The organism is Lysinibacillus sp. FJAT-14745 (genome assembly GCF_001275675.1).
Taxonomy (GTDB): Bacteria; Bacillota; Bacilli; order Bacillales_A; family Planococcaceae; genus Lysinibacillus.
In genome coordinates, this window is record NZ_LITM01000005.1 from 120,857 (window position 1) to 129,622 (window position 8,766).

At 38.2% G+C, this 8,766-nt stretch carries 8 protein-coding genes; all 8 read right to left on the minus strand.

The window, feature by feature from the left end; genetic code table 11:
• Nucleotides 1–116: 116 nt before the first annotated feature.
• Nucleotides 117–1,499, minus strand: coding sequence for a cell wall metabolism sensor histidine kinase WalK (locus AMS59_RS07955; RefSeq protein ID WP_053483217.1), 1,383 nt, complete (start codon nt 1,497–1,499; stop codon nt 117–119).
• A complete protein-coding gene (locus AMS59_RS07960) occupies nt 1,487–2,149 on the minus strand; it encodes a response regulator transcription factor (protein WP_053483218.1) in 663 nt (220 codons plus the stop codon). The genes AMS59_RS07955 and AMS59_RS07960 overlap by 13 nt, the downstream gene beginning before the upstream one ends.
• Nucleotides 2,150–2,171: 22 nt before the next feature.
• A complete protein-coding gene (locus AMS59_RS07965) occupies nt 2,172–2,927 on the minus strand; it encodes a lantibiotic immunity ABC transporter MutG family permease subunit (protein WP_053483219.1) in 756 nt (251 codons plus the stop codon).
• Between the two features lie 3 nt (nt 2,928–2,930).
• Nucleotides 2,931–3,659, minus strand: a complete 729-nt coding sequence (locus AMS59_RS07970) for a lantibiotic immunity ABC transporter MutE/EpiE family permease subunit (RefSeq protein WP_053483220.1) — start codon at nt 3,657–3,659, stop codon at nt 2,931–2,933.
• Between the two features lies 1 nt (nt 3,660).
• Nucleotides 3,661–4,368, minus strand: a complete 708-nt coding sequence (locus tag AMS59_RS07975) for a lantibiotic protection ABC transporter ATP-binding protein (RefSeq protein ID WP_053483221.1) — start codon at nt 4,366–4,368, stop codon at nt 3,661–3,663.
• Between the two features lie 416 nt (nt 4,369–4,784).
• Entirely contained in the window at nt 4,785–5,651 is an 867-nt protein-coding gene (locus tag AMS59_RS07985) for a 2-oxoacid:ferredoxin oxidoreductase subunit beta (RefSeq protein WP_053483223.1), read from the minus strand.
• Complete coding sequence (locus AMS59_RS07990; RefSeq protein ID WP_053483224.1) at nt 5,651–7,390, minus strand: 2-oxoacid:acceptor oxidoreductase subunit alpha; 1,740 nt, start codon at nt 7,388–7,390, stop codon at nt 5,651–5,653. Before AMS59_RS07990 ends, AMS59_RS07985 begins: the two co-directional genes overlap by 1 nt.
• 552 nt (nt 7,391–7,942) lie before the next feature.
• Nucleotides 7,943–8,209, minus strand: coding sequence for a stage V sporulation protein S (locus AMS59_RS07995; protein ID WP_010858535.1), 267 nt, complete (start codon nt 8,207–8,209; stop codon nt 7,943–7,945).
• Between the last annotated feature and the right edge of the window lie 557 nt (nt 8,210–8,766).

The window sequence follows — 8,766 nt, forward strand, 5'->3', positions numbered from 1 at the left end:
ATTGGCAAAGTGGTAACGAAAAAATCCTTTTATCGCTCAATAATAAACTTATTTTTTCCTAATCAACACGCCTGATAATTTATATCTGTGCCAAAGCAAAGTAACAGCAGAAACAATTACGCAAAGTCTAAAATGATTGGGATTGTTATAGTTACTTTTCCTCCACCTGTTAAATCATTGCCAATTTGCAATGTGCCACCATGTCTCTGAACAATGGATTGAGCAATATAAAGTCCCATCCCATGGTGATTTCCTGCATTTCTGCTTGGATCTCCGCGATAAAATTGTTTGGTAGCCTCATTTAAATCTCTCGGAGAAAATCCATAGCCGCTATCGGTAACGGTAAACTGAATAAAGTCAGCAGCGCTTTGAACAGTTAATATCACCTTGCCGTTTTCAGGTGTGTGTTCTACAGCATTGGCAATGATATTTAAAATCGCTCGATAGAACTGCTCTTCATCGATCAATATAAGTGCAGGTAGCATTTCCTTTTGGACATCTACTTGAAGCTTTTTTTCCAATGAAAGAGCTCTCATTTGATCTTCTAATTCTGTCATAAATGCATCTGTTTTAACATTCGCTTTTTCACGAACGATATTTTTCTCCATTTTCGATAAATCAATTAGCTCTTTCGTAAATTTTTCTATTTCCATTGTATTTTTCAAAATATAGTCATTATATTCTCTTTGACTATCATCTTGAACAGTATCCTGTAAAAGCTCTGCATTCCCTCGAATAATTGTAAGCGGTGTTTTCAGATCGTGGGCGAGAGCAGAAATTTGTTCTCTACGGGTCTGCTCTATTTCCCATTGCTGTTTTAACGAGTTGTTTAAGGCCTCTTTCATCTGTTCAAGAGAAATCGATATTTCATCTATTTCACGAATTCCTGAATGGTTAATCTTAAAATCCAAATTTTGATTTTGTATTTTTTCAATCGCTTCTTGCAAGCCAAACATTTTTTTCTTAAGACTTCTACCAAAGTGGATAGCAAGCACAGTTGCATAAGATACTATCCCTATAATAAACACTAGAAATTCTAATAGTTGTGGATTAGGCAAATATTTTCTTAAAATTTCTGAACGATACTGAGGTACTAAATAATATCGTAATATACAAATCTCATTTTCTCGCTCTATCAACGAGTAAAATTGGGAACCATTTGAAGTTTCTCCTTTTTTCATTACATTCCATGCCTTAAAAGCTTCCTTTTCTGAAAGATTCCCTGCAAGATATTGTCCATCTTTAGAAAAAACAGCGTAGTCAACAAGGTCTGGAATAATATCAGCTGTAATAGAACTACTAGACGCAATGCGTTCCTTTGCTAATGAAATCTGAGTTTCTGCATAATTTGCGGGCAAAACGATATTGGCAGAAAAAGTGAATAAAAATATACTAAACAGTAGTACTACTAATAAAATTGTGCCTATACATAGGAAAAAGAGATATCGAAGAAAAAAAGTATGTAAACGTGTTCCTTTATTAGGCTTTATTGTCTCCATTTATATCCGATCCCCCATACAGTGTCAATGGCGTCAACATTAAAGGCATGTAGCTTTGAGCGAATATTTTTAATATGCTCCGTAATAGCCGTACTGTCACTCTTCCCATCGAAACCAAAAATCGTTTCATAAATCTTTTCTTTAGAAAACACTTGTCCTCGATTTCGAGCTAGAAATTCGCATATTTCATATTCGCTTTTTGTCAGCATTACCTTCTCTTCATTTACAAACAGCTCTTTGCCCGAGAGATTGAAGTGAACATTATCTACAAAAAGAATACTACGTCTCTCTCTTTTTTCGCGCCTCAAATGTGCATTCACTCTCGCACGTAGCTCTCCAATGCCAAACGGCTTGATAATATAATCATCTGCGCCAAGCCCTAGTCCATACATTAGATCCTCCTCCAATGATTTAGCCGTTAAAAAAAGGATAGGACAATCTACAGCATGACGTATTTGGCCACATAAAGTAAATCCATCAATTTCGGGCATCATCACATCCAATAAAATTATATCGAAGGCACCAAGATCCATTTTACTTACTTCTGTTGCATCAGAGACTGCCGTTACTAAATGCTCGTCTTTTAGTAATGCATTTTTCATCAATACTAAAATACCTTTTTCATCATCTACTGCTAATATTTTCGCCATATTTCTACCCTCATCATTTTCCCTAACCTTCTGTTTTTCTTCCTTCCCATTTCCAAAACCATAAACAAGAAAGAACTAATGCGAGCAATGTCCCGCATACTGAAGTAATAATACCTTCCTGTAGTCCTATTTCCACTGTCGATAAGTCAACCCCTGACGCCTTCATTGCCCATAATGAAACAAAGTGACCACCCCAACCATAAGGTATAAATGACCAAATACCATCACCTAGTCCAGTGAGTAGTAAGGCTACTATTAGTGATCCTACAATACCTAATCCGATTGAGGCACCTTTACCAAAATGAAGACTAACAAAAAAATGTAAAATATATAAAAATGCAAAGCTTACAAATAGAATACATCCAGCTATGAAATAAAATTGATAACCAAAAGTATCTTCATGCAAAAGTTCAATAAAACCAACACTAAAAATACCGAAGGACAGTAATATTGCTCCAAAACTAAATAACAATAACAGTAGCAACTTGCTTAAATAGGCCACTATTTTTGTTTTAGTAGCTGTTAGCATCCCCTGAAAATGTCCTGCATTTGCTTCTTGCTCCGCTGCCATTGCACACACTAATCCAATAATAATTGGAAACCCGCATGCTACTGCTTGAAGATAAGCCGTTACCCTATCATTAAAACCCCATGGTGAATAAGTATAGTATGCTAAAAACATCCCTGAAATAATAATAGGTACAATTAGATGTGTGAGCAAAAATGGCGTTCTTTTTGTTTTAAGAAACTCTGCTCTAAGTAATCTTAACATTACCATACTTTATTTGGCCTCCCTTTTTTGAAACCATCGTGCAGTAAGGAAGCTTATTAAAGCAAACCATGCTAAGGTAACTAATATACCTGGAGCTATAACCCACGTGTTTAATAATGGACTGCCCTCAGGCACCGGCAAACCATTTGGTAAAATCTCTAATGTTGGACATATAAGTCTTGCTGTAATGGCATAAGGAACGCTAAACCAAAAATCCCCATTCGCAAATGCAATCATACCAGCAATGTTGCCGACTAAATTTATTAAAATAGCTATATAAGTTCCTAATTTTGCTGCAAGGAATAAACAAAGTGGAACTTGCCATAAAAACGTTATAAAAATTAACAAGCTACCTGTTAAACTATTTATAAAAGAATAGCTATTGCCAAAAAGTATTCCACCAACAGTAATACCTACAAAGAAAATGAGCGTCGTTAATAATAACCAGGCACTACATGCAAGTATTTTACCAAACCAAATTTTCTGCAGATCGAACGGCATTGCGAGAATACTATGATATTTCAATTTAGCATCTTTTTCCACCACTAATGCACAACATATCGTCAGAGCACCTGGTAAGAGCATTGTATACCACCAATTATAAGCGCCGCTTTGAAAAAACCTTCCTCCCATTAATACTGCAGTTAGTAATATTGCCACAATGGGTGCCAGCCAAACTAATTTAGGAATAAAAGTCTTTTTCCATTTTAATCTTTCAGCCTTCATAATTGAAATCATGTTACATGCCTACCTTTCTATTAGCAGACACGACTTCCATAAATAATGATTCTAATTCCTGGCCTTGCGGGGCAACTCCCTGATAGCCTAATTTTCCTCCCGCTATAATGCCAATTTCATCAACGACCTGCTCTACCTCCGAAAGTATATGGCTAGATAAAATGACTGTAATCCCTTGCTCAGGAAAAGATCGAATCAGTTTTCGAAGCTCTTGAATGCCAATTGGATCAAGACCATTTGTTGGCTCATCAAGAATTAAAAGCTTGGGATAGTTTAATAGCGCAATCGCTATTCCTAGGCGTTGTTTCATCCCTAACGAAAACTGTCCTGCTCGTTTTTTTCCTGTATTAGTCAAGTCCACAATTCTTAATACTTCATCAATACGTGACTGTGGCAATCCGAGGGCAATCGTTCGAACCTTGAGATTTTCTCTTGCCGTTAAATTTTCATAAAGCGGTGGTGTTTCAATTAATACACCAATATCTTGTAGATCACTACGATTCCATTCACGTCCATTAAAAAGTATCTTTCCTGCATTCGGGCGCAGCATCCCCGTAATCATTTTTAACGTTGTTGATTTCCCTGCACCGTTTGGACCGAGTAAACCATAAACAGTATTGCGTGGTATCGTCAACGACAAATCTTCTACAATTTTTTGCCTCTTAAAGCTTTTACTAAGATTTTCTGTTTGTAAAATAATATCTTCCATCTAATAATCATCTTCCTTTCGATGATTATAGTGTAAAAAATGATTATAAGGATTTTATAAGGATATCGAAGATTTTTGTGAGCTTCACTATGAAAATCATTTTGGTCAAGGTTTGTAAATGTTGTAGTGCTTCACTTTTGCACAAACGTCCCTCTTACTGAAGTTTCGTTTTATGATATATGCTTTGAGAATAGTTGATTGGAGTGGAGGCTGGGCGACTCCTCGGGGATCAGCGTCACAGATGAGACCCTGCAGCGAAGCGAAGCGGCTCATCGGACGCCCCCAGGAAAGCGCCCAGCCGGAACGGAAATCAACCCCTCGTTTTGCCGAAGAACCACATTGCACAGTCTTTCAAAAACACGAAAAGCATTTGGAGGAATTCCAAATGCTTTTTGTCGTGCAATATAAAATTTGATTTACATAAATTCTTTCACTAATTCATTAAAATCATTTTCGCTCATTTTAATATCAATATCTGTTAATGGTAGCTCTGAATAGCCTGGTACTTTTTCTTGATATGAAGCTGTTTCAGTATCTTGATAAATAATACCTGTTACTAAACCTTCATGCTCCATCACTGTACGCATTGCCATACCACGGTCAGAATGATCATAGCCCTCAATATCAGCAAGCTTCGTTAAGTTCTCTTTAAACCAATCGTACGTATTCACTTTGTTATACGTAACACAAGGTGAGAATACGTTGATGAATGAGAAGCCTTTATGATTAATGCCTGCTTCAATTAAAGCTGTTAACTCTTTAATATCAGTTGAGAAACCTTGTGCAACAAATGTAGCTCCGCTTGTTAAAGCTACTTCTAACGGTTTTAATGAAGGCTCAATCGCACCACCTGGCGTAGATTTTGTAATAAATCCTGCAGCAGAACGTGGAGATGTTTGCCCTTTTGTTAAACCATAAATTTGGTTATCCATAACAACGTATGTGATGTCAATATTACGACGGATGGCATGAATTGTATGCCCCATACCAATCGCAAAGCCATCACCGTCACCGCCAGAAGCAATAACGTTTAAATCACGATTTGCCATTTTTAAGCCTTGTGCAATCGGTAATGCACGACCATGAATACCATGGAAACCGTAAGAATTAATGTAACCTGAAATACGACCAGAACAGCCTATCCCAGAGATAACAGCTAGTTCGTTTGGTTCAATTCCAACGTTAGCCGCGGCACGTTGAATCGCTGCCTGTACAGAGAAGTCACCACAGCCTGGGCACCAGTTTGGTTTCACTGTATTACGAAAATCCTTAAATGTTGCCATTAGCGAGTCAACTCCTTCACACGATTTTCTAATTCACCTGGCAAGAATGGTGTACCATTATATTTTGTAATAGTCTCGATTTTATCGTGACCACCTACATTCATCTTCATAATATTTGCAAGTTGACCTGTGTAGTTATTTTCTACAACGATTACTTTTTTCGCTTTTGCTACAAGTGGTGCCACCTCAGCAGATGGGAATGGGTGAATTAAACGAATATGTGCATGGTTCACCTTCATACCTTGAGCATTTAATCGTTCTTGTACTTCTTCAATAGCTCCACGTGTTGAGTTAAAGCCCACTAATAAAATATCAGCTTCTTCATGTGGCGCTTTTGAATATACTGGATTATCAAATTTCAATGCTTCTAGCTTACGGAAACGTTTATCCATTTGTACTTGTCGGTTACCAGTTGCTTCAGATGGTTTACCCGTTTCATCATGCTCAACCCCTGTTACATGGTGAATTCCGTTTAATGTACCAGGTAGTACACGCGGTGAAATACCGTCTTCCGTATCTTCATAACGTTTGAAGTATGCTTTATCTGCCGCTTCTTGAATGTCACCTGTAACAATTTTACCGCGACGAATTTCAATTTTATTATAATCGAACGGTTCCACAGATTGTTTACCTAGAGATAATTGCAAGTCCGTCATTAAAATAACTGGTAATTGTAATTCCTCTGCAATGTTAAACGCTTGGATTGTGTCAAAGAATGCTTCCTCCATTGTAGAAGGTGCAATCACTACTTTTGGAATTTCACCATGCGTACCATACAACATCGCCATTAAATCTGATTGCTCTTGTTTTGTTGGTAACCCTGTTGATGGACCACCACGTTGTGTATCGACAACAACTAGTGGCTGCTCTGTCATACCTGAAAGACCAAGTGCTTCCATCATTAATGAAAGACCAGGGCCTGCAGATGCTGTAAAGGAACGAACACCACCAAAGTTTGCTCCAATTGCCATTGTCGCTGCAGCAATTTCGTCTTCTGTTTGAATAACCGTACCACCGAATTTCGGTAATTTTTTAATAAGGTATTCCATAATTTCAGAAGCTGGTGTAATTGGGTAGGCAGCCATAAAGCGTGTCCCAGCCGCAAGTGCTCCAAGTGCTACTGCATCGTTCCCGATCATGAACATACGGCGTTTACCGTCTGCTGGTGCTAAAGCCCATTCACCTACACGATCGCCTAAAAGCTCATTCATTAATTCATGACCGCGTGCAATGGCCTCCATATTTTTCTGAACAACTTCTTCACCTTTTCTTCCAAAAATATCATCTACAACATTTTGGAACACTTCGTCCTCTAAATTCAGCAATGCAGCAGTGGCTCCGATTGCCACCATATTTTTCATCAACGAAGTACCAAGCTCTGCAGCTACCTCTGTAAAAGGTACCGCAAATAATGGCGCTTTTGAATCTTCTGGCTTCACTGGAGTAAATTTTGCATCCGCTAAAATAACGCCTTTTTCTGTTAGTTCTTTATAATTGACGTCGATTGTTTCTTGGTCGAACGCTACTAAAATATCTAAATCATCCGCAATTGAACGCACTTCTGTTGGACGAACTGTAATTTTATTATTCGTATGGCCACCTTTAATTCGAGAAGAGAAATGACGATAACCGTATAGGAAGTAACCTAAACGATTCATTGCCATTGAGAAAATTTCGCCTGTACTTTCAATCCCTTCACCCTGTTGCCCACCGACTTTCCATGAAAGCTGATGTAACATGTCAACAACTCCTTAGATCCAATGTGTATACTATTGTTTTTCCTTCATAAGTTTAACACGAAGAAACGGTCTGCACTATTGTTATTCCCCGATTTAAACGAAAATCAGACCTTTGACTGAAAATCACGTAAAAAAAGTTGTAATTTTCAAACAGCTAAGCAACAAAAACATTTGCTAAATAAAGATGAAAATTTCCAAGGAGTCGGCAGTCTACACTCCAATCAACTTCTATATCAGCTCTAACTTTTCGGTTAAAAGTCATTTAACATGTGAATATGTAAAGCATGAACTACGCAACCTAATCAATTATGCCACGGATATTTACGTCCGGAATCAGCTTTGTGCTTAGGCCTGCAAATTTTTTCTGTGCGAAAGCGCAGCGACAGCAGCAAATTTTTTTTAAGCACAGTGCTAAAGTTGCGGCAGCAGCAGATGTTTTTTGTGCGAAAGCGTAGCGGCAGCAACACGAGGGCCGACACGATGTCGTTCATTTCGGAACGAAAAAAATGCCTTGCAGCTTATTATGTGCAAGGCATTTTACTTCATTACTTTTTATCGAACACGTTTTTCCACAAGAAGCTTTAAAGCTGTACGTTCCTCACCAGCAATTAAAATATCGGCAAACGCCGGTGCGCAAATTAAATCTGTGCCACTTGGCGCTACAAATCCGCGTGCAATGGCCACTGCTTTCACGGCTTGGTTAAGTGCACCTGCCCCAACTGCCTGCATTTCTGCTTGCCCTTTTTCTCTGATTACCGCGACTAATGCACCTGCAACTGAATTTGGATTAGAGCGTGATGATACTTTTAATGAATCCACAATTATTCCTCCCCGTTTCGCGAATAGTGTCTACGCTCAACAACTCATGTCCCCCTTGTTTGGACCTCAAGTTATTGTCGATAGGTCATTTTATGCTCGCCAAGAAGAAAATAGACTATTTTCATTCCTTATATATTAAAACAATCAAAAAAGACTGAAAATTTCTGTTAGAAAGTTACTATGGCAATGAGATTTAGGTGTCATATTAAATAAAGTGGGGCTCCTCAAAACTTGGGGGTGATTTCCGTTCCAGGCTACTCGCTTTGTTGCTGCCGCTTCGCTTTCGCACAGAGCAGAGCTTCCTGTGGGCGAGCGTCTAGCCGCTTCGTTAACACTCCGCTTTCACGCAGATAAACAAATTGCTGTCGGAACGGTGATCAACCCTTCGTTTTGCCGAAGATCCTTATTTTATTTAATAAGATGTTTTATTTCATTAACATAACGGTTTTTTTCAACATAAAAAAACTATTGTGTATTTTTTAAGGCTCTTCACCAAAACATGTGCTTGACTAAGAGCCATACTGAATCCATTCAGCATTGCACTCTAGTAAAATTGT